We start from the raw sequence: 20,699 nt of genomic DNA, 5'->3' as shown, positions 1-20,699 counted from the left end.
TCGAAACGTCGGTAACCCCGAGTAGACTCAAGTTTGAGTCAACTCAGTTATCTTGTCAAGGAGATGTTGTGGCACTACAAGAGAAATCAGTAGGGCGGCGCGAACGGGCCAAGACCGACAAGCGCGACCGCATCATGCGGGCGGCGCGTGAGATGTTCGCGGAGCGTGGCGTGAGCGGTGTGACGACGCAGCAGGTCGCGGATCGCGCCGACGTAGCGATCGGCACCTTGTACCTCTACGCGGCGACGAAGGCGGAACTGTTGATCATGGTGCAGAACGACAAGTTTGCAGACGCCGTAGAGCAGGGCCTCGCTGCGCCCGAGCCTGTGGGGCAGACGTGTCGTGTGATGGCGGTGCTGATGCCCGTTGTGCAGTGCGTCCGCGAGCAGGTTGAGAACGGCCGTACGTACCTCCACGAGCTTGTCTTCGGAGATCCCGACGAGCCCCACCGGCGCACCGGCCTGATGCTCTCCGGCCGTTTGGAGGCGGGCGTCGCGCGCCGTCTCGAAGGCAGTGGTGTACCCGCTGAGGACGCGGAAGTGCTTGCTCGCGTCGTCACCGCGATCGTGCACGTCAGCACCACCGCCACGGTGTTCGCGCAGCGTTCCCTCGACGAGGTCCTTGCCGACATCCGCACTCAGGTCGACGCCTGCCTGCCTTGTACCACCGCAGCGAAAACCGCCGCGTAAGCGAACCCGGAAGGAAGGGCACCATGAGCACTCACTACGACCTCGTCATCCTCGGAGCTGGACCAGGGGGCTACGTGGCCGCGATCCGCGCCGCGCAACTCGGTATGCAGGTCGGCGTCATCGAGAGCCGTTACTGGGGAGGGGTGTGCCTGAACGTGGGCTGCATCCCCTCGAAGGCGCTGCTGCGCAACGCCGAGCTGGCGCACACCGTCACACGCCAAGCAGACGTCTTCGGCATCTCCGGCACCGTCCAGTTCGACTACGGCGTCGCGTTCGATCGCAGCCGGCGCGTAGCCAACGGCCGCGTGAAGGGCGTGCACTACCTGATGAAGAAGAACGGCATCGCCGAGATCGACGGATACGGTGTGTTCCGCGATGCCCAGACCATCGACGTCCAACTCACCGGCGGCGGCGCGGAAACGGTGACGTTCGACGATGCGATCATCGCCACGGGATCCACCGTCCGCAGCCTCCCAGGCGTCGAACTGAGCAGCAACGTCGTCACCTACGAAACCCAGATCCTCGAGCGCGAGCTGCCCGCTTCTTTGATCGTCATCGGCGCCGGTGCCATCGGCATGGAGTTCGCGTACGTGCTCCGCAACTACGGCGTCGACGTCACGATCATCGAGTTCCTGGACCGGGCCCTCCCCAACGAGGACCCGGAGGTGTCGAAGGAGATCACCCGGCAGTACAAGAAGCTCGGCATCGACATCCTGACCTCCTCCCGCGTCGACACCGTCACCGATTCCGGCAGGAGCGTCGACGTCTCCTACGTCGACGCGGCCGGGGCGACTGACGTGATCACAGCAGACCGTGTGCTGATGTCCGTCGGCTTCGCCCCGAACGTTCTCGGATTCGGCCTCGAGGCCACCGGCGTACAGCTCACCACACGCGGCGCGATCGCGATCGACGACTTCATGCGAACGAACGTCCCTCACATCTACGCGATCGGCGATGTGACCGCAAAACTGCAACTCGCCCATGTCGCGGAGGCGCAAGGCATCGTCGCAGCAGAGACGATCGCTGGCGCGGAGACCCTGCCGCTCGGCGATTACCGGATGATGCCGCGCGCCACCTTCACGCAGCCGCAGGTCGCATCCTTCGGCCTCACTGAACAGCAAGCTCGCGACGACGGCCACGAGATCATCGTCGCAAAGTTCCCCTTCACCGCGAACGGGAAAGCGCAGGGCCTCGGCGAGCCGAGCGGGTTCGTGAAACTCATCGCCGACGCCGCCCACGGCGAACTCCTCGGCGCACACATGATCGGTGCCGACGTCGCAGAGTTGCTGCCCGAACTCACGCTCGCGCAGAAGTGGGACCTCACGGCCGCGGAGCTTGCCCGCAACGTGCACACCCACCCGACACTCGGAGAAGCGCTCCAAGAAGCGTTCCACGGACTGACCGGCCACATGATCAACCTCTGAGCCGGTTGCGTGGCCTGTCGCATCGCGCGCGGTCGCACATGAAACGAGGGTGGACGCGATCGCGTCCACCCTCGTAGCTCCCGGCCGCCGAACGGTGCGGCCGAGAAGTCGTTACTTCAGCTGCTCCGGCGTTCCCGGAGCCGGCGTGCCAGCGACCATCTCAGGGTCCTCGGCGAGGTCCTGCAGCGTGCCGCCGGTGGCAACGACCTTCGCGGACTCCTCAGGGACGCGCAGCCAACGAACGGAGATGCCAGCGAGGACGTAGAGCGCGGCGAAGATGATCGTCACACCGCCAGCTCCGAGCGGTGCGAGGAAGATCGCAACGATCAGGGGTCCGACGAACGTCGCAGCGCCGGCACCCAGGTTGAGCACTGCAATGGAGTTGCCCTTCTGCCCCGGTGCCATGAGGGACATGAGCACGGAGATCGGTGTGAAGCCGGCCAACGTCACACCGAAGAACGCAGCGCACAGCACGGACACCCAGTACTCGTCGGTGGCCTGTGGGATGAAGTAGAACGCGAGGACCGCGACCGCCGACCCGATGCAGCCGAACCACCGCAGCGTGCGGTGCCACCCAAGCCGGTCGGAGAGCACTCCGAAGAACAGGTTCGCAAAGATGTTCGCCGCCCCGAGGACGAAGACCAGCTGCAGCCAGCCGGCGGTTCCGAAGCCGAGGTCCTTCGCGAAGATCGTCGGGAAGAAGACGAACAGACCGAACTGCGGCGCGGTGTTCACGATCCGCACGAGGCAGCCGAGGCCGACACGCGGGCTGGTGAAGGCGATGGCGACGGAGTTCACGATGCTGCGTCCCGTGGTGACCTCTGGTCGGGCGAGTCGGTTCCCTCCCTTGGCGCCCCGCAGTCCGACGAGCGAGACGACGGCCCCGAGCGCCACCAGGACCAACGAGATCCAGAGGGTCAGGTACTCGCCGATGAGCGGCTCGGTACCGCTCGCGAGCAGGGATCCGAGCGTGGGAAGGCCGCCGGTGAAGGCGAAGTAGAACCAGCCCACTGCCGATCCGAGCCGGTGTGCGGGACTGCCCGCGAGGACCCAGACGAGGAATCCGTAGGCGAAGAACGGGTAGCCGATACCGCGGAGGCCGTAGATGACCAGCATCAGCCAGTAGTTCTGGGTGGGGAGTGCCACGGCGAGGAAGAGCACCTCGAGTGCGGCCCAGGTGACGGCGCCGATGATCATCACGCGTCGGGGGCCCCAGACGTCGGACAAGGCTCCGGACAACCAAGAGCCGATGGTGACGACGGCGCCGTACACGGAGATGATGATGGCGGCGTTCGTCTCGGTGCCCGCGCCGTTGTTCGCGAGGAACGGCGCGATGTAGCCCGATTCGACGCCGTCGCCGATCATGAAGAGGAGCAGGCCGACGAAGCCCCAGACGAGCGGGCGGGGAAGTCCGAGTCGGTCGATGAAGCCGGTCGAGGCCGGGCCGCTGGTACGGATGTGCGTGGTGGACATGGCGGGTTTCTTCCGTGAGGGCAGCGTCACTGCTGCGGGAGGAGATGCACCTTGCGGGCAGATTCGGACTTCGCTGCCTCGAGCGCGGCGGCGTAGTCGTCGAGCCCGAAGGTGTGGGTGACGGTGCGGGGGGCGAGGTCGTCGAGGGTGACGATCTCGGTGACCGCGTCGGGGTAGGAGGTAGCGAGGGACTGCGAGCCAACGATGGAGAGTTCGCGGTCGAACAGGTCGTACGGGCGGAGATCGATGGTGGCGGTGGGGCTGACCACGCCCATCTGCAGGAGCGTGCCGCGCTTCGCCAGTCGGGTCAGAGCGTCGGAGACCGCCGCCGGGTGTCCGGAGGCTTCGATCACGAGGTCGATGTCCTGCACGCCGGAGTTCGTACCAGGCGCCCCAGCGGAGTCCGCACCGAAGTCGATCGCGGCGTCGCGACGGACGGGGCTCGGTTCGATGATCTCGATGCTCTTCGCGCCACGCGCCTTCGCAACCGCGAGAGCGAGCAGTCCGATGGAGCCGGCTCCGTAGATGAGGACTCGCTGGCCTTCGATCGCCTTGATGCGCCCGAACGCGTGCAGCACGCATGCGAGTGGTTCAATGAGGGCGCCAGTTGCCCAATCGACCCCTTCGGGCAGCTTGAAGACGACCTTTTCGGGCACGGCGACGAACTCGGCGCACGCGCCGTTGACGGTCACGCCGATCGGGTCCAAGTTCTCGCACAGGTTCGTCGCGCCGGCGAGGCACTCTTCGCAGTGGCCACAGTTCACGTTCGGGTCGACCGACACGCGGTCGCCGATGGCGAACTTCGTGACCTCAGCACCAGTGGCTGTGACGGTACCGGCGAACTCGTGCCCGGGGACGACGGGGAACGTGCCGGTGGGGTAGTCGCCGGAGGCAAGGTGGATGTCGGTACCGCAGATGCCGACTGCCTCGGGGGCGATGACGACATCGTTCGGGCCGGGCGTCGGCGCGGGGATGTCCGCGATTTCTATCGAGCCTGTGCCGTCGAGCACTACTGCGCGCATCTTCGTTGATCCTCTCGGGAGTCGCGTCGCGGATGCGTTGCACCCGCCGTTTCAGGGCGTTCTCCCGGAGACTGCTACGTCGTTGGGCGAGCCGCTAACACACAGTACGACGAGATTGCTGCTTGTGTCTATACGCGTTGGACTGTCTAGACAAAAATCGTTGCAGGTCACATGATGGGAGCCATGCCTTCACTCGCTGACGAGCCCTCTACGGAGACCGGTTCCCTGTTCCTCCAGCCCGACCGCAACCTGGCCCTCGAGCTCGTGCGTGCGACGGAGGCCGCCGCGATCCGTGCGCAGCCGTGGGTCGGGCGTGGTGAGAAGAACCTCGCCGACGGCGCCGCGGTCGACGCGATGCGCAAGTTCCTCGGCACCGTGAACTTCGACGGCGTCGTCGTCATCGGTGAGGGCGAGAAGGACAACGCCCCGATGCTCTACAACGGCGAGCACGTCGGCAACGGCCACGGCCCGGCTTGCGACATCGCGGTCGACCCGATCGACGGCACCTCGCTCACCGCCGCCGGTCGTCAGAACGCCATCTCCGTCATGGCCGTCTCGGACCGCGGTTCGATGTACGACCCCTCCGCCGTGTTCTACATGGACAAGATCGCCGCCGGCCCCGAGGGTCGCGGTGTCCTGGACCTCGAGAAGCCGATCGGTGACAACATCCGCGCGCTGGCGAAGGCCAAGGGCAAGGACCTCGAGGACATGGTCGTGGCCGTGCTCGACCGTCCCCGTCACGACGAGCTGATCCGCGCCATCCGCGCGACCGGTGCCGGCACGCGACTACTGCTCGACGGCGACGTCGCCGGTGGCATCGCCGCCGCCCTGCCCGGCTCGACCATCGACATGTGCGTCGGCGTCGGCGGCACCCCCGAGGGCATCATCACGGCGTGCGCGATCAAGGCGCTCGGCGGCGTGATCCTCGGCAAGCTGCAGCCGAAGGACGACGAGGAGCGCGAGCGCGCCATCGCCGCCGGCCACGACCTGGACAAGGTCCTCGACCAGGACGACCTGGTCACGGGTGACAACACGTTCTTCGTCGCCACCGGCGTCACCGACGGCGTCCTGGTCGACGGTGTCCGTCGCTCGCGCGGCGTCATCCACACCGACTCGCTCGTGCTGCGGTCGCGGTCGAACACCATCCGTCGCATCCAGGCGGACCACCGTGCGGAGAAGTGGTTCTAGCTCTCAATACTGGCGAGTCCGATCAACCGTGACTCGTCGGGGGCCGCGCCTCCGTGGTGTCCGGCGCGGCCCCCACCCCACATCCGTTCGAAGGAGAACGCGCGATGACCAACGAGTCCATGACCGCCAGCGCAGCAGTGCCGACGGGTCGAGGGCTCCTCGACCGGCTCGGCCTGCCCGCCCCACTCGCACTCGGGTTCATCGGCGTCCTGCTGTTCATGATCGGGGACGGAGTCGAGTCGAACTACCTGTCGCCGTTTCTCGTGGACACAGAAGGCTTCAGCGAGTCCGCTGCCGCGGTGACGATCAGCGCATACGGCATCTTCGTCACCATCGGATCGTGGCTTTCTGGCACCCTCTCCTCGGTCCTCGGCCCCCGCAAGGTGATGATCATCGGCGCCGTGACTTGGGTCGTGTTCGAGGCGCTGTTCCTGACCGTCGGCGTCGGTGCTGACGTGCACTGGGTGGCCGTCGTCGCGTACTCGATTCGCGGCATCGGGTACCCGTTCTTTGCCTACGCGTTCCTGGTGTGGATCAACACCGCGACCCGACCGGAGCAGCGCGGAAGCTCCGTGGGCTGGTTCTGGTTCGTATTCGGAGCTGGACTGCCAACGCTCGGATCGCTGCTGGCCAGTTGGACGATTCCGGTCATCGGTGAAGTCGGCACCTTCTGGCTTGCGACGGGCCTCGTGGTCCTCGGGGCACTCACCGCCATCCTCGGCGTCCGAGACCGACAGCACGCCGGACCCGCGCACAACGGCGACAGCGCGATCGCTGAGCTTGCCAAGGGACTCACGATCATCTGGCGTCAGCCACGGGTCAGTGTCGGAGCACTCGTACGGCTCATCAACACGGCGCCGAACTTCGCGCTCTTCGTCGTCGCGCCGTTCTTCTTCACTGAACAGATCGGCTTCACGCAGTCTCAGTACCTGCAGATCGTGACGATCGTCTACACGGCGAACATCTTCGCCAACCTCTTCTTCGGAGTCCTCGGCGACCGGTTTGGGTGGCAACGCACAGTGCTTTGGTTCGGGTGTGTCATGAGCGCGGTCGGGGCCGCCTCGCTGTACATCGTGCCGGTGCTGGTTGGCCCGAACTTCTGGCTCACCGTCCTGTGCTGGGCGATTCTCGGAATCGGTCTGGCCGGCTTCGTACCTCTCACGGCCTTGGTCCCCTCGTTCGTCCCGGCGGAAGATCGCGGGAGCGCGCTCGCTGTGTACACGCTCGCGGCAGGCCTCTCGGCGTTCATCGGCCCGGTCCTTGTCGGTGTCCTCGGCGGAGCAGCAAACGTTCCCATCCTCATCGGCACCTTCGTGGCGATGTACGTCGTCGGGGCGCTGCTGTGTCTCGCGCTCCGAAGCGAGGAAGATCCCCGCAACCTCCGGATCGCGGCTGCGGACAGGCACGGTGACCTGCCCTAGGGGCGGGGCATCACCGGGCGCTCTCGTGGCTGGTGTCGGCGCGCATAACGGTATCGGCGTCGACTACCCAGTCCAGCGCGGCCGCCGCGAGCATCGCTGCGCCGACGGCTGCGACTTCCGGCTCGTGCACGATCTGCATCCGCCGTCCGCTGACCTGTTCCTTGATCGCGAGCCAGCCGGGCGCACGTGACCATCCACCGGCCACGTACACGTGCCCTGGTGCGGGCATCAGCGCGGTGACTTCGTCGATCGCATCGGCGCCGACCCGCGCGAGGGCGCCGAGTACCGCCGCCGCCCTCGATGTCGCCTTCGCGGGAGCTCCGACGGAGTACTTCGGTCGGCCTCCGCCGCGATCGCCCGCGACGAACACGTCCGAGTCCACGTACCCGTCCGGCTTCCTTCGACCGCTCGCAATGAGTCGCAGTTCCGACGCAACCTCTGGGTCGAGCGACGCCCATTCGACGTTCCGGGTGAACTCCTCGACCGACAGGAGTGAGGTGCCGGTGTTCCGGATCCCGGGCGCGACGTCGACTCCTGTGGTTCGGTTCACCTGCTCCGGCGCCTGCGCCACGACGACTTCCGCGGTTCCCATGGAGTCGAGTACTGCTCCTTGGTCTAGCCGGTCCACTGCCCACCCGCCGATCGGATGGTCGTGGCCGCCAGCGATCGCGAGTGCGCCTGGGGCAAGCACTCCGGCCGCGTCCAAGCGCCTCGACAGGATCGGTCCGACGGCCTCACCTGCGGTGAGGACCTTCGGCAGGAGCGTCGGATCCCGCAGAGTGCTCTCCACTCGCGCCAGCACCCATGAGCGAGTTCTTCCGTCCCAGGCTGCGGTCCGCGCCGCGATCGAGTCGCTCATGAAGGCGGTGCCGGACCAAGCGCTGGCTGCGTAGTCAGTGAGTGATACCCAGCCTGCTGCGGATTCGAGCTGTCCTTGCTCACGGGCCCAGAGCCAACCGACGAGCGTTCTTGCGGCATCGTCGCCGACGCCGACTCCGTCAGCTGCAGCGAGCTGCGGGGCGACGGCGGTGAACAGCCTGGCTCGTCGTGGATCGAACCAGGCGAGCGCCGACGCCGTTGGGCGCAGTTGTGCGTCGACGGGGATGCCGTCCTCGCCGACACCGACGGCGCAGACCGCATGAACGGCGAACTCTGTCCCGCAGACCTCGAGGAGCATGTCCTCGATGAGCCGAAGCAATTGCTGCGCGTCGATGGACAGATCGGTGTCGTCGCGCGGGGTCTGTCGCTGGGCTCGGCTGACGACTCGACTGTCAGCACCCAGACCGACGACCTTCGTGTTGGTACTGCCGATGTCGACCCCGCAGACGATCGGACCCCGGTGTGCGCGCTTCACGAGCGTCATTCTGTCCCATGAGCGGGACCGCAACAGCCCGATGTGGACAATTCGCTGGACTGTACATATGGACTAGACAATCTGTACCAACCTGCCTACCATGGACGGGAACCCAGGCGGTTCGGCCGAGACGGATCTCCGTCGCAGCGACGCGATGACGCAATCATCCGCGCCGCCGCGTGCGCCCCTTGGAAGCCGCCGAGACCACCGAAGCGCTCCGAAAACACGGCGACTTGCACGTCGCGACGCCGTCGGTGCAGGCCGAAAGGAACCCTCTTGCCTCTTGTCAGCGGTATCGACGTCATCAACGAGTGCACTTCACGCGGGCTCGTCGCCGGCGCGTTCAACACCACGAACATCGAAACGACGATGGGGATCGTCGCAGCGATCGAGAAGGTCGGCGTTCCGACGTTCATCCAGGTCGCTCCGACCAACGCGGCGCTGTCAGGGTTCGAGTACATCTACGACATGGTCAGCCGCCGGTTGGCAGAGTGCGACGTCCCGGTGGCGCTGCACCTCGACCACGGGAAGTCGCTCGATGCTGTGAGGGATGCGCTTGCGGCGGACTTCACCTCGATCATGATCGACTACTCCGAGTACGACTACGACGAGAACGTGCGCGTCTCGAAGATCGCACGAGAGCTGACGCCGTCGTCGCTCGCTCTCGAAGCAGAGCTCGGCAGCATCGGCGGCAAGGAGGACGACGTCGCTCCCGAGTTCGCGGCACACACCGACCCCCAGCAGGCCGCCGAGTTCGTCGCCGCGACCGGGTGCGACATGCTCGCGGTATCGGTCGGGAACCAGCACGGGTACGTCCCGAACGCCGCGATCGACTTCGAGCTGCTCGCCGCCGTCCGCGACGCCAGCCCGGTCCCGCTCGTCATCCACGGCGGTTCCGGACTGCCCGATGAGCAGCTCGCGCAGCTACACGAGTACAACGTCGTGAAGGTCAACGTTGCCAGCGATCTCCGGAACGCGATGATCCGCTCGTTCGGCGAGGCCTACAACGCCAACCCGAAGGAGGCGTCGCTGATCCGAGTCTCCACGGACGCGGTCGCCGCCATCACCCAAGTAGTCGAGAAGCGTATCCGCACGCTGAACCCATCCGTCGCCTGACCTGTCACCGCGTTCAGCGCCGAACCGAAGGACCTCACCCCGTGCTCCCTACCATCACGGTCGACATCGGCACGACCAGCATCAAGCTGTGCCTGTTCGACGACGTGGGCGGCGTCGTCGTCTCGACGAAGCACCCGACGCCGACGACCCGGGACGCTTGGGGAGAGGTCTACCAGGTGGAGGCGCTGCTGCAGCAGATCGCCGACTTCGTCCGCGGCCTCGACGATGCGGCACGACGTTCGGTGCGTCGCATCGCGATCGCCGGTGTGGGAGAGTCCGGCGGGCTGGTCCGCCCCGATGGGTCGTTGGCATCGCCGATGATCCTCTGGCACGACCACCGTGGAGCGGACTGGCTCGAGGACTTCGATGTCTTCAGCCGCGATCGCGTGTACGCGATCACTGGACTCCCGGTGAACCCGAACTACGGCATCTCGAAAGTGGCGTGGGCCGTGGACAACGCTGGCTCGGGGGCTGCTGATGCGCAGTGGTTGAACGTGGCGGAGTTCGTAGCGGCCGAACTGACCGGCGAACGATGGTCGGAGTTCTCCCTCGCCAGCAGGACGATGGCGCTCGATCTCGCGGCCAGGACGTGGTCGGCCGAGATGTGCGACTTCTTCGATCTGGACGTCAGCCGGTTCCCCGACCTCCGCACCGCTTCCGAAGGCACGACGCTCTCGCCCGTTCGGGCCGCGGAGCTCAGACTGGACACCTCTGTCATGGTCCACGTCGCCGGCCACGATCACATGGTCGGTGCCGTCGGCGCCGACCTTGAACACAACGAGCTGCTGAATTCGACCGGGACGACCGAGGGCTTGCTGTTCCTGACCGACGCACCGACTCTCGGTCCGGCAGCAGGACGCGCGAAGCTCGCGAACGGAATCTCTTGCACCGGGTCCGACTACACGCTGTTCGCCTCGATCCCGACTGGTGGCTCGGCGTTCGCGACGTTGCAGGGACTGCTCGGTCGTTCCGCATCGGAACTCGCTGACAGCATCTCCGGCATCCACCAGGAGTACGTCGCCGGCGACGTGGCGCTCGACCGCTTGCCCGTGATCCTCCCGCAGTTCCGCGGGAGCCCCCCGCCGACGAAGAACGCTCGAACACGCGGCGCGATCGCCGGGCTGCAGACCGACACGACCGCCAACGAACTCATCCTGGGCTGCTTCCTCGGGATGGCACTGCAGTTCTCCGACGTGCTCGACCTCTTCCCAGTCACGGCGAGCCGCGTGAAGGTGATCGGGCCCGCAGGCGGGAACCCGCTCTGGCAGCAGCTGAAGGCGGACCTCCTCGGCACACCGCTCACAGCCTCCCGATTCCCGGAGGTCGTCTCCCGCGGCGCGCAAGCCCTCGCCTCCGACCAGCGGCTCAGTTGGCAGGACAGCGATCCGGAAGATGTGGACGTCGACACGGCTCGACGCGAGGCACTCGCTCAATGGCGAGCAACGATCCAGCCCCAGTGGGACTACCTCAAGGGTCTCCCCGCATGAGGCTGTTCGAACCGTCTGAGACAACTTCCGTAACCCAAAGGAGGTCGACGATGCTGATCGCAGGAATCGACTCATCCACGCAGATGTGCAAGGTCACTGTTCGAGACGCCGCGACCGGCAACCGTGTGCGGGAAGGGAAGGCGTCACACCCGTCCGGCACGATCGTCCACCCGGATCGGTGGTGGCAGGCGCTGCTCACAGCGGTTGAGCGTGCAGGCGGACTCGAAGACGTGCAAGCGATCGCGGTGAGCGGTCAACAGCACACTCCGGTCTTCCTCGACGAGGACGGCGAGGTCGTCTGCGATTCACCGCTCTGGAACGACACCGGTTCCCACGGCCAGATGGTCAGCCTGAACGAGGAACTCGGTCGAGACACGTGGATCCGCCGAACGGGCCTGCCGCTCACGCTCTCGGACACAGTCGTGAAGCTCCGCTGGCTGCGAGACACGGACCCGGCGGCAGCCGAGCGAACTGCCGCGGTGGCGATCGTCCCCGACTGGCTCACCTGGCGCCTCCTGGGGTACGGAAGCGGGCACGGCGGCCTGGATGCTCTCGTCACCGACCGATCGGACGCCGCGGCAACCGCGTACTGGTCGCCGGAGACCGGTGAGTACTGCATGGACCTCGTCGAGCATGCGTTCGGCAAGACCGTGACCCTTCCGAAGATCCTCGGACCGCTCGACCGCGCCGGTGTGACCGGTGGAGGTATCCCCGGCATCCCCGCAGGAATCGTCGTGGGCGCTGGCAGCGGTGACAACGGAGCCGCAGCCCTCGCGCTCGACGTCAGCGCCGGCGACACCGTGCTCTCTCTCGGAACCTCCGGGGTCGTCTACACGCAGTCCGAAACGCCGATCCACGACTACGCCGGATACGTCTGCAACTACGCGGACGCCACTGGCAAGTTCCAACCGCTCGTTGCGACCCTGAACGCCGGCCGGAACTTCGAACTCGGCGCCGCACTGCTCGGCTGCTCGTTCGACGAACTCTCGGACCTTGCGCTCTCTGCCCCGGCAGGTGCGAACGGTCTGACCCTGTTGCCGTACTTCGAAGGAGAGCGGACTCCGGATCTGCCCCACGCGAGAGCCTCACTGCATCAAGCGTCCCTGACCAACTTCAACCGTCCGAACTTCGCGCGGGCCATCATCGAAGGAACCCTTGCGAGCCAGGTCGAGATGCTTGAAGCGTTGGAGCGGTGCGGCATCGTCACGGAACGCGTCGTCCTCATCGGTGGTGCTGCGCAAAGTGAGGCGGTTCAGCACATCCTGACGCAGATGGTCGACGTACCTGTTGTCGTCCCCGATCCCGAGGAGTACGTCGCCAAGGGAGCGGCGATGCAGGCGCTTGCTGCGCTGCAAGGGGCGTTCCCGGTCTGGTCGACGAACGGCGACGAACTCGCCCCGCTGCGAACCGAAACGCAGATCTCGCAGCAGCATGACGCTGCGAAGGTGGCGATGGGGTACTTCGAGAAGACGGCGGCGCGATCCTCGCAACCTGCAGTCCAATAGCTGAGATCGGTCGGGAGCGGAGCACCGTGCGGTGGCTGTACGGGTTGTCCGTATGAGATGGTCATACCGTCTACGTGGTGGTGTCATGCCGCCCCGGGTGCGATGCGAGGAGAGCCAGGATGAGCGAGCAACAGGCCATTGACCGGCAGTCGCCTGTGCCGTACTACGAACAGCTCGCTGATGTGCTCCAGGTCCGCGTGGAGACCGGGGCGATCGCTGTGGGGGACCGTTTGCCGAGCGAACTGGACCTCTCCGCTGAGTACGGAATCGCCCGCGCGACCGTCCGGCAGGCCCTGCAGCTCCTTGAGAGTCGAGGACTAGCCCAGCGTGTCCCGAATCGAGGTGTCTTCGCGTCGCGGCCGTCGTCCGACCGTGGATGGATGATCCAGAACACCGAAGGGTTCCTTGAGAACGCGGTCGGACGACAGAACCGCGCCGTGACCACCACCGTCCTGCGATCGGGGAGAGCGAAGCTGCCGGACTTCGTCGCCGCCTTGCTCGAAGTCGCGGTCGGAGTCGAGGGATTCGAACTCGTCCGCCTTCGCCACCTGGACGGTGTCCCTGCCGTGTACAGCGTCAACTACAGTCCGCCAAGCGTCGCCCCGATCGTCGGCGATTCGGAAGCCGTGCTCAACGGAACTGGGTCCCTCTCCGAGCTGCTGACGCGTGCCGGCTACCCACTCCGCGGCGCGCACCGCACGATCCGTGCGCGGGCCGCGACTGCTGAAGTCGCTGAAGCTCTGGAAGTCGTGCGCGGCGAGCCGGTCATCTGCGTGCAATCCACGTCCTGGACGAAGAACGAAGAACGCTTCGACGTGTACGAGACATGGGTGCGAACCGACGTCGTCCCGCTCGAGGTGAACGTCAGCTCGGTCGACATCCCCGGCCATTGAGCTGTGAACGGTGACTGCTGGGCGCCGGTCTCGCATGGAGAAGCCGGCGCCCAAGCCGTCAGATCTCGCTGATCAGTGCCTCGAGGCGGAGTTCGCCGGCACGGGTCTGCATGCCGGCGTCGAGGAGTCGGTGAGCAAGCTCTGCCGCGTCGGCGGTGAACAACGGACCGAGAAGCGCATTCTCCGTTGCGAGGCCTGCTCGCGTCACTCCGCTCGGAACCGTGTTCACCGCCTCCTTGACGGCGAAGACGACCTCGGGCCTCAGCTCACCGATCCGACGTGCCAGTGAACCGACGTACTCATCGATCTCGTCCGCCGGCAGAGCCCGGTTCACCAGCCCGTAGCGCTCGGCGAGTTCGGCATCGACGAGCTGGGCGCCGAGGAGGATCTCGAGGGAACGAGCCCTGCCGACGAGCGAGGTCAAGTACTGCGTCCCTCCGCCACCGGCCATGATGCCCATGAGCACCTCGGGCTGGGCTTGACCGGCTTTACCGATGGCGGCAAAGCGCATGTCCAACGCCATGAGGAATTCGTTGCCACCGCCGCGGGCGAGGCCGGTCAGCTTCCCGATCGTGATCTGAGGGAGAGAGCGCACTTCCTCGTGGACAACTTGCATGAGGTTCATGTCCGCAGGAAACTCCGCATCCGGATTCGCCGCCATCGTTGCCGCGCCGGCGGCTGCCATCACCTCGGGTTCTGTGATGAACCGAGTGTCGCCGTGCGCCACGAAGATGTCGGGATCAGCGCTGTCGAAGACGATCACGCGGACGGCTTCGTCGCCACGCACCTGCGAGACGAACCGGCGCAGCGATGGTAGGAGAGTCCCGTCAGAGAGGTTCAAGGGGGGATTGTCGATGGTGACATGGGCGACCCCATCAGCTACCGAGATGTGCAGGGCGGGCAGGTCGTAGGTCATGGGTGTTCTCTCCGTATCGCATGAACATCAGCGCCTTGTTTGACACTGAGTGTCACTGTAGACACAAGAATTCGTACCTGCAACTGAAGTCAAGGCTCGTAGGATGGTCGGATGCACGGGACCAGTACGCGAGCGATCGGGCGTGCCGCCGTTCGCAACGAACTCGGTGCCGTCGGTCTGCGGAAATTCCTCGAGTCGGGTTTCGACGCCATCACCTTCGACGACCTCGCGAGAGAAGCAGGTGTCTCACGCAGCACCTTCTTGCGCTACTTCGGCAGCAAAGAGGACGTGGTCTTGCACGTCTTCGACACCGTTGGCGACCAGATGGCCGCGGTTCTCGCTACCCAGCCGTTGACCGAGGACGCCTGGTCGGCGCTCCGCGCCGCGGTTGCTCCGGCAGTGGATCTGCTGCAAGATGCGGCGGACGGCCTCGACAGGATCCGGCTCGTCTGGTCCACCCCCGCGCTCTGGGCACGCCTTCACGAGAAGCAGGCGACTTGGCGCCCAGAACTCGTTGACCTCCTGCTCAAACGCGAGCCCCGGGTCGGGACGCCGATCATCGCGGTGCGCACGCGAGTGATGGCTGCTGTCGGCTGCCTGATGGTGGCCTACGACGGTTGGGTCGAGGACAACGGCATCTCGCCGCTGGATGAGCTGACAGACGCTGCGTTCGCTGCGCTGACGCGATCGGGTGGCCTCGGCCGTCCGAGCACAGACACTTGACGTCCAACGGTGAACCGGCCGAGTTCGGCGGTCGTCGGCACGGTGACGAGTGGTCAGCCACGACACTGTTTCGTCGCGGTCGATGGGCTCCCGCCTGAGCGTGCGGAGGCTGCGACTCGACCTCTGACGTGCGGTGCGCAGTTGCTCGCGAGCACAGGCTGGCATGCGGGCGGTCAAGGAAGCTGCGGTCGCAGCAGGTGATGCGACGTGATTGCCTGATACCCGTTCCCGGCTGCGAGTGCTCGCGTCTCGTCGAACGCTCGGGAGGTGAGGAGCATCCCGATCGGGAGTCCGTCCCGGTCGAGCCCGATCGGAACGCTGAGTCCGGGGACGCCCGCCATGCTGCCGATCGCTGTGTACCGCATGTTCCCGGCCGTGAGCGACGCCGGCCCCCCGTCGAGTTCGACGCTCTCCGCGCCGTGCGGCAGCGCCGTGAACGGCAGGGTCGGTGTCACGAGGACGTCAACGTCGCGCATCGCCTCGAGCAGCCCGTCGCGGAACCACGCTCGGAAACGCTGCGCCTGCACGTACTCGACGCCTGAGTAGCGGAGCCCGATCTCCAGATGCGTCCGGACGTCGTCGCCGTAGTCGTCCGGCCTGGTGCGCAGGAGGTCGAGGTGCATCGCGCTCGGCTCCACAGCGTCGACCACGAGTTGCGCATCCACGAGCTCGTCCACACCGGGCACGTGGATCTCGGTGACCACCGCGCCAGCGGCGACGAGCGCGTCGAGCGCGGCGCGCACGCCGGCGGTGACATCGGGTTGGTTGCCGACGAGCGCGTAGTCGGCGATCACACCGACCCGGAGGCCGCGCAGGTGGGTGGCGGGGTCGACGGCCTGGAGGCTCGGCGCGGTCGGGTGGACCGGCTCGCGTCGCGTGGTCCGGTCGCGCTGGTCCCACCCCGCGATCGCGTCGTGCACGACGGCGGTGTCCGCCGCAGTCCGGGCCAGCGGCCCGACGGTGTCCATGGTCCACGCGAGTGGGACGACACCGGCGTTGCTGACTCGACCGATGGTGGGACGCAACCCGCTGACGCCGTTGACCGACGCGGGGAGCCGCACCGAGCCTCCCGTGTCCGTCCCGAGTGCCGCGACGACCATGCCGGCCGCGACCGCGATGCCGGACCCGCCGGAGGACCCGGCGGGGACCCGATCTCGGTTCCACGGGTTCCGCGCGCGTCCGGTGTGGGGGTTGTCCGTGGTGCCGCCCCACGCGAGCTCGTGCATGTTCGTGCGGCCGACGAGCACCGCACCGGCGTCGCGCAGGCTGGTGACGACGGTGGCGTCGTGCGTGGCGGGCTCGTCGCCGAGGAGCAGGCTGCCGGCGCGGGTGTGCTGTCCGGCGACGTCGATGTTGTCCTTCACCGCGACGGGCAGGCCGTGCAGTGGACCGCGGTCGACGGCGGCGGCGAGTTCGGCGTCAGCTCGTGCTGCGGCGGCCCGGGCGCCGTCACGGTCGACGTGGACGAAGGCGGCGAGGTCCGCCTGCTCGTCGATGCGGGCGATGCTCTGCTCGACGAGTGCGACGGCGGTGGTCGTTCCGGAGCGGAGCATGCCGGCGAGTTCCGCGATCGGTCGGTGGAGGTCGGTCACGGGCGGGCTCCGTCGCGGGCGTCGGTGGTGTCCGCAGCGGCCGGTCCCGCCTGCGCGTGGTCGAAGACCGAGACGGGGACGACCTCGGGTGGGATGTTCGCGGTGACGAAGGCGGCGATGGAGCGTCCGCGAGCCGTCCACTCCTCGGTCAGAGTCTGGCGGGCGGTCGCGTCCATGGGAGCTCCTCTGGTGCGGGGAAGGCGGGGAAGGCGGGGCCGCCGGGTGGCGGCCCCGCCTTGGGTGGTGGGGTCGATCAGTTCTTCGCGGGGTAGGACGTCTCGGCCTTGCCCGAGAAGGTGGTGTCGACGTTCGTGTCGTACGAGGTGGCGTCGGCCGGGTACTTCTTGACGTTGTCGATGTCGGCAGCGAGCTGGAGGTTGTGGTCCCAGGCTTCCTCGGTGACGGTCGCACCGTGCGGGTAGCCGTCCGCCTCGATCTCCCGCTTGACGGCGGAGGCGACCGTGGACTTGTCGAGTTTCGGGAAGTACTTCTCGGCGACCTCGATGGTGCCGGCCTCGTCTGAGTAGATGTAGTTGTAGGCCCGCTGGAATGCGTTGACGACGCCTTGCGTCGCCTCGGGGTTCGCCTTCACGTACTTCTGGGTGGAGGTGAGTGACGAGAACGCGAAGGGGTTCCACTCGTCGCCGGCGGCCGGCCATGAGTACACGACGTGCATGTCCTGCTGGTCGACGGCCTGGCTGACCGAGGGCTCCGGGACGACCGCGTAGTCGGCCTGGCCGGATGCGACGGCGGCGAGTTCGTTGCCGAGGGAGACGTTGATGAGGTCGACGTCCTTGAGGTCGTACGTGTCGATCATCTTCGTCATGAGTGCCCAGGTGGAGTCCGGTGACGGGGAGACGACGACCTTCTTGCCGTTCAGGATCGTGGGGTCGTCCTGCGCGCTCGCGTCGTCCTTGCCGACGAGGAACTCGGCGGGGGCGTTCTGTACGCCGGCGACGATGACACCCTCACCGCCCTGTTCGTGGGACTTGGCGGAGAACACCGGGTCCTGGATGGAGAACCCGGCTGAGCCGCCGAGCACCGCGGCGAATGAGGCGTTGCCGGATCCGCCGGTGTCGATCTTGACGTTCACGCCCTCGTCCTCGAAGTAGCCCTTCTCCTGGGCGACGTAGAGCGGCAGGTAGAGGAGGGTCTGAACTGCCTGGTTGATGGTGACGTCCTGGGTCTCGCCGTCGGCCGAGTCGGCCGCGCTGGAGCCGGACGCGCACCCGGTGAGTGCGACCAGTGTGGCGGCGGTCGCCGCGACGAGGGTGAGGACGCGGGCGCGTCGAGGGAGGGGAGATCGCATGGGGCACAGCCCTTTCGGTGGGAGGAGCGCAGGGAAGGAGGGTGAGGTGGGAGGGGTTTCCGCTGTGGGTCAGCGGCGATCCCACCGGAGCAGGACGCGCTCCAGCAGATCGATCAGGAGGCCGAAGACCAGGACCATCGCCATCACGACGACGACGCCGGCGAGCACCTGGTTCATGGCGAAGCTCGACGATCCGGTGACGATCATGTGACCGACACCCGCAGAGGACGAGATGAACTCCCCAACCACGGCGCCGATGATCGCGAACCCGACGTTGAGCTTGAGGCCGGCGATGACCCAGGACATCGCCCCGGGGACGATGGCCTTGGTGAACGCCTGGGTCTTGGAACTGCCGAACGAGCGCATCAGGTCGAGGAGGTCGGTGTCGACCTTCTGCGCACCGCGGTAGGCGTTCGTCAGCGAGACGATGACGCACGAGAACGCGACGATGACGACCTTCGACACCAGACCGGTGCCGAACCAGATGATCATCATCGGCGCGACGGCGAGGACGGGGATCGACCCGATCGCGGTGATGAAGGGCGCGGAGAGGTCGGCGACGAACCGCGAGTACCAGAGCAGGAGGCCGAGGAGCGACCCGCCGAGGGCTCCGATCACGAATCCGATGAGCACCTCCTGCGCGGTCACGCCGAGGTCGGTCCACAGCTCGCCGGTCCCGACGTTCTGCGCGAGCACCGTGACGATCTGCCCGGGGCTCGAGAACAGGAACGTGCTGATCCACCCCGCGGACGCCCCGAGTTGCCAGGCCGCCAGGAAGGCGACGACGATCGCGATCTGGATCGACACGAGGACGCTGCGTCGCCTCGACGACCGCGGTCGGGTGCGGCGTTCGGGTGCGGTCCGGACTGCGCCGGTGGCTGCTTCTTCGATCTGGATGGCGGTCATGCTGCGCGCTCCGTCCGGGCGCCGGTGCCGATGGAGCGCCAGATCGCCTCGTAGTAGTCGTTGAACGCCGGCGCGAGGCGGCGCTCGTTGATGGCGTGGCTGTCGGTGCCGAGGTCGATCTCGATCTCCTGCACGACCTGTCCGGGATGGGCCTTGAGGACGTAGACGCGGTCACTCAGGGTGACGGCTTCCTCGATGTCGTGCGTGACGAACACGACCGTCTTGCCCGCCGCCTTCACGGTGTCCATCAGCTCGCTCTCGAGCTGGATCTTCAGCGGGTAGTCGAGGGCCTTGTACGCCTCGTCCATCAGGATGATGTCTGGGTCGGTGACCATCGTCCGCATGAGCGCTGCACGCTGCCGCATGCCACCCGAGAGCTGGCCCGGGTAGCTGTCCTCGCGGCCGGACAGGTGGTACGTGTCGAACAGGGCCGACGCCCGCTCGCGCGCCTCGCGCCGTGGGACCCCGTGCACCTCGAGGCCGAGGACCACGTTCTGCACGATCGTCCGCCACGGCATCAACAGGTCCTTCTGCAGGACGTAGCCGATCGACCGGTTCGGGTTGCCCGTGGTGTCGTTCCCGTTGACCAGGACGCGACCCTCGGTGGGGGCGAGCAGCCCGGTGATGATGTTGAAGAGGGTGGACTTGCCACAGCCGGAGGGTCCGACGAAGGAGACGAACTCGCCGGCCTTCGCGTGGAAGTCGATGCCGTCCAGGACGAGCGGGCCGTCGCCGTAGCGCTTCCCGATGCCCTGGACCTCGATCGCATGGGACATGGTCATTCCGTTCCTGCCCCGTAGCGCCCGACTGTTGCGGGCACGGGGACGTAGTCCTTGAGGAAGTGGTAGCCGATGTAGTCGATGCCGCGGGCTCGGAGGATGGTGTCCTCGACGTCGACGGTGACGCACGCGATGCCCTCGGTCGGCCCGGTGTCGGCGCGGATGACGCCGTTCGGGTCGATGATCCGTGAGTGCCCGTGGTAGTTGAGGTTCCCCTGCTGCGCGACGACGTTCGACTCGACCATCCACGCCTGGTTCTCCAGCGCCCGGACGCGGCCGAAGAGCGTGTACTGGTCGACACGGATGTCGTCGTCGGCCGCTTCGTCGGCGTCGTCGTACGCCCACGCGGTCGGCATGACGAGGATCTCCGCGCCCTGCAGCGCGAGCGCCCGAGTCGTCTCGGGGAAGCACTTGTCGTAGCAGATGAGCATCCCGATCCGGCCGATGCCCGTCTCGAACACGGGGAACCCGGCGCCCGGGTGGTAGACGTGTTTCTCGTCCCCGGGCTGGTGCACCTTGCGGTACCGGCCGATGTAGCCGTCCGGACCGGCAAGGACGACGGTGTTGTAGAGGACATCCGCGTACCGGTCGTCGCGCTCGGTCAGCCCGAACACGACGTGCAGGCTCTGCTCGACCGCGGCCTCGATCACCGCACTCACCCGCGGGCCGTTCGGCACTGTCTCGGCGTTCTGCTGCTGGTAGCGGACGTTCTCGAAGTCCAGACTGAGCGTGTCCGTGAGGTAGCCCTGCAAGGCCTGTTCCGGGAACACCACCAGGTCGGCACCGAGTTCGGCAGCATCCCGGATGCGGCCGAGCATCACGGTGAGGTTCGTGTCAGGGTCGTACACGACCGGCATCGACACGGTGGCGATGGTGGTGAGGGGCATGAGAGGAGCGTGATC

At 66.8% G+C, this 20,699-nt stretch carries 20 protein-coding genes; 10 read left to right on the top strand and 10 right to left on the bottom strand.

The window, feature by feature from the left end; all coding sequences use genetic code 11:
• Nucleotides 1-68 precede the first annotated feature (68 nt).
• Nucleotides 69-689, top strand: a complete 621-nt coding sequence (locus tag EDF23_RS06480) for a TetR/AcrR family transcriptional regulator (protein ID WP_165901034.1) — start codon at nt 69-71, stop codon at nt 687-689.
• 23 nt (nt 690-712) lie between these two features.
• On the top strand, nt 713-2,113 hold the full coding sequence (gene lpdA / locus EDF23_RS06475) for a dihydrolipoyl dehydrogenase (protein ID WP_123293782.1): 1,401 nt from the start codon (nt 713-715) through the stop codon (nt 2,111-2,113).
• 111 nt (nt 2,114-2,224) lie between these two features.
• Here lpdA and EDF23_RS06470 read toward each other — a convergent pair whose 3' ends face one another.
• Together EDF23_RS06470 and EDF23_RS06465 are read right to left on the bottom strand one after the other, a co-directional pair.
• Nucleotides 2,225-3,586, bottom strand: coding sequence for an MFS transporter (locus tag EDF23_RS06470; RefSeq protein ID WP_123293783.1), 1,362 nt, complete (start codon nt 3,584-3,586; stop codon nt 2,225-2,227).
• A 26-nt stretch (nt 3,587-3,612) separates the two neighbouring features.
• Nucleotides 3,613-4,608, bottom strand: coding sequence for an alcohol dehydrogenase catalytic domain-containing protein (locus tag EDF23_RS06465; RefSeq protein ID WP_131921184.1), 996 nt, complete (start codon nt 4,606-4,608; stop codon nt 3,613-3,615).
• A 183-nt stretch (nt 4,609-4,791) separates the two neighbouring features.
• On the opposite strand from EDF23_RS06465, the gene glpX reads away from it, so the two are divergent.
• Together glpX and EDF23_RS06455 are read left to right on the top strand one after the other, a co-directional pair.
• Entirely contained in the window at nt 4,792-5,796 is a 1,005-nt protein-coding gene (glpX, locus tag EDF23_RS06460) for a class II fructose-bisphosphatase (protein WP_131921182.1), read from the top strand.
• A gap of 119 nt (nt 5,797-5,915) precedes the next feature.
• Nucleotides 5,916-7,217, top strand: a complete 1,302-nt coding sequence (locus EDF23_RS06455) for an MFS transporter (protein ID WP_165901033.1) — start codon at nt 5,916-5,918, stop codon at nt 7,215-7,217.
• 10 nt (nt 7,218-7,227) lie between these two features.
• Here EDF23_RS06455 and EDF23_RS19580 read toward each other — a convergent pair whose 3' ends face one another.
• Entirely contained in the window at nt 7,228-7,809 is a 582-nt protein-coding gene (locus EDF23_RS19580) for a hypothetical protein (protein ID WP_243648833.1), read from the bottom strand.
• Nucleotides 7,810-8,151: 342 nt separating this feature from the next.
• Here EDF23_RS19580 and EDF23_RS19575 point away from each other — a divergent pair, with 342 nt between their 5' ends.
• The 5 genes from EDF23_RS19575 to EDF23_RS06430 all read left to right on the top strand — a co-directional run bounded on the left by EDF23_RS19575 (nt 8,152) and on the right by EDF23_RS06430 (nt 13,572).
• A complete protein-coding gene (locus EDF23_RS19575) occupies nt 8,152-8,592 on the top strand; it encodes a hypothetical protein (protein WP_243648832.1) in 441 nt (146 codons plus the stop codon).
• Nucleotides 8,593-8,847: 255 nt separating this feature from the next.
• Entirely contained in the window at nt 8,848-9,687 is an 840-nt protein-coding gene (locus tag EDF23_RS06445; RefSeq protein ID WP_131921179.1) for a class II fructose-bisphosphate aldolase, read from the top strand.
• Nucleotides 9,688-9,728: 41 nt separating this feature from the next.
• Nucleotides 9,729-11,174, top strand: coding sequence for an FGGY family carbohydrate kinase (locus EDF23_RS06440; RefSeq protein ID WP_165901031.1), 1,446 nt, complete (start codon nt 9,729-9,731; stop codon nt 11,172-11,174).
• Nucleotides 11,171-12,679: an FGGY family carbohydrate kinase gene (locus tag EDF23_RS06435; protein ID WP_243648831.1), complete on the top strand. Its 1,509-nt coding sequence runs from the start codon at nt 11,171-11,173 to the stop codon at nt 12,677-12,679. The genes EDF23_RS06440 and EDF23_RS06435 overlap by 4 nt, the downstream gene beginning before the upstream one ends.
• 119 nt (nt 12,680-12,798) lie before the next feature.
• Nucleotides 12,799-13,572 carry a GntR family transcriptional regulator gene (locus EDF23_RS06430; RefSeq protein WP_123340211.1) on the top strand — a complete coding sequence of 258 codons (774 nt, stop codon included), beginning with the start codon at nt 12,799-12,801 and terminating at the stop codon, nt 13,570-13,572.
• Between the two features lie 58 nt (nt 13,573-13,630).
• Here the strand turns inward: EDF23_RS06430 and EDF23_RS06425 are convergent, their stop codons facing one another.
• Nucleotides 13,631-14,488: an enoyl-CoA hydratase/isomerase family protein gene (locus EDF23_RS06425; protein WP_131921175.1), complete on the bottom strand. Its 858-nt coding sequence runs from the start codon at nt 14,486-14,488 to the stop codon at nt 13,631-13,633.
• 111 nt (nt 14,489-14,599) lie between these two features.
• Here EDF23_RS06425 and EDF23_RS06420 point away from each other — a divergent pair, with 111 nt between their 5' ends.
• Nucleotides 14,600-15,211, top strand: coding sequence for a TetR family transcriptional regulator (locus tag EDF23_RS06420; protein WP_123293792.1), 612 nt, complete (start codon nt 14,600-14,602; stop codon nt 15,209-15,211).
• Nucleotides 15,212-15,384: 173 nt separating this feature from the next.
• Here the strand turns inward: EDF23_RS06420 and EDF23_RS06415 are convergent, their stop codons facing one another.
• The 6 genes from EDF23_RS06415 to EDF23_RS06390 form a co-directional block, all read right to left on the bottom strand.
• A complete protein-coding gene (locus tag EDF23_RS06415) occupies nt 15,385-16,803 on the bottom strand; it encodes an amidase (protein WP_207895453.1) in 1,419 nt (472 codons plus the stop codon).
• On the bottom strand, nt 16,800-16,979 hold the full coding sequence (locus EDF23_RS06410; RefSeq protein WP_123293793.1) for a hypothetical protein: 180 nt from the start codon (nt 16,977-16,979) through the stop codon (nt 16,800-16,802). Before EDF23_RS06410 ends, EDF23_RS06415 begins: the two co-directional genes overlap by 4 nt.
• A gap of 77 nt (nt 16,980-17,056) precedes the next feature.
• The gene (locus EDF23_RS06405; RefSeq protein WP_131921173.1) at nt 17,057-18,112 is read right to left on the bottom strand and encodes an ABC transporter substrate-binding protein; all 1,056 of its coding nucleotides are present in this window, start codon (nt 18,110-18,112) and stop codon (nt 17,057-17,059) included.
• A gap of 69 nt (nt 18,113-18,181) precedes the next feature.
• On the bottom strand, nt 18,182-19,018 hold the full coding sequence (locus EDF23_RS06400; protein WP_123340214.1) for an ABC transporter permease: 837 nt from the start codon (nt 19,016-19,018) through the stop codon (nt 18,182-18,184).
• Nucleotides 19,015-19,794 carry an ABC transporter ATP-binding protein gene (locus EDF23_RS06395; protein WP_131921171.1) on the bottom strand — a complete coding sequence of 260 codons (780 nt, stop codon included), beginning with the start codon at nt 19,792-19,794 and terminating at the stop codon, nt 19,015-19,017. The genes EDF23_RS06400 and EDF23_RS06395 overlap by 4 nt, the downstream gene beginning before the upstream one ends.
• Before the next feature lie 2 nt (nt 19,795-19,796).
• Nucleotides 19,797-20,684 (bottom strand): carbon-nitrogen hydrolase family protein, encoded by an 888-nt coding sequence (locus EDF23_RS06390; protein WP_131921169.1) that lies wholly within the window; start codon nt 20,682-20,684, stop codon nt 19,797-19,799.
• Nucleotides 20,685-20,699 lie beyond the last annotated feature (15 nt).

Origin of the sequence: Curtobacterium sp. PhB128 (assembly GCF_004340725.1) — a bacterium.
In the GTDB taxonomy this organism is placed as follows: Bacteria; Actinomycetota; Actinomycetes; order Actinomycetales; family Microbacteriaceae; genus Curtobacterium.
The sequence above is the reverse complement of the archived record's forward strand: the minus strand, read 5'-3'. Positions and strand labels throughout refer to the sequence as shown.